The sequence below is a fragment of the Pauljensenia sp. UMB6358 genome (assembly GCF_030216865.1).
GTDB lineage: Bacteria > Actinomycetota > Actinomycetes > Actinomycetales > Actinomycetaceae > Pauljensenia > Pauljensenia turicensis_A.
On sequence record NZ_JASOMS010000063.1, the window covers coordinates 1 to 364 of the forward strand.

Consider the following 364-nt stretch of genomic DNA (forward strand, 5'->3'; position numbering starts at 1 on the left):
CGGCTCTTCGTACTTGAGCGTGGGTGTGGGGTGATGCGCAGGAACGACTCACCGACAAGCAGCGACAACGGCTTGAAGCAGCGTTCTCCGCTCGTGACGAACACGTCAGCGTCGAGGTCGCGTGGCAATACGCGCAACAACTGCGTGCGATCTACCACCAGCCCACACCCACCCAAGGCCGGAAACTCGCTGAACAGCTCCTCGCCACCTTCCCGTCATGCCCGATCCCCGAGATCGCCCGCCTTGGGCGGACCCTCAACCAGTGGCGCAACGCGTTCCTGGGCTACTTCACCACCGGCGGTGCGACCAACGGCAGCACCGAAGCCATCAACGGCATCATCGAACTCGTCAGACGCATCGCACG

Annotated in this window: 1 protein-coding gene; it reads left to right on the forward strand. The window is 63.5% G+C overall.

Translation table 11 applies throughout. The features are described from left to right. Positions 1–23: 23 nt before the first annotated feature. Positions 24–364: transposase (locus QP381_RS08645; protein WP_285068547.1), on the forward strand; the 341-nt coding region annotated here is incomplete at its 3' end.